Annotated in this window: 1 tRNA gene; it reads left to right on the forward strand. The window is 45.4% G+C overall.

From position 1 onward, the window contains the following. The first annotated feature begins 49 nt into the window (after window positions 1-49). Window positions 50-124, forward strand: a tRNA-Gln gene (locus BCT34_RS04115). The last annotated feature ends 83 nt before the right edge of the window (window positions 125-207 follow it).

Below are 207 nucleotides of genomic sequence, written 5' to 3' on the forward strand. Positions count from 1 at the left end.
CGCACCATTATTTAGAATGTGTTTCTTTTACTAGATAATCATTCATTGTTGGGCTATCGCCAAGCGGTAAGGCACCGGCTTTTGATGCCGGCATTCCCTGGTTCGAATCCAGGTAGCCCAGCCACATACAACGTTACTTAGACAAACCATAAGTCTTCTTAACTATACTCTTCGGTAGAGTAAAAGCTTTGCTGCGGTCGTGGCGGA

It is taken from the genome of Vibrio sp. 10N.261.45.E2 (genome assembly GCF_002875705.1).
Classification (GTDB): domain Bacteria; phylum Pseudomonadota; class Gammaproteobacteria; order Enterobacterales; family Vibrionaceae; genus Vibrio.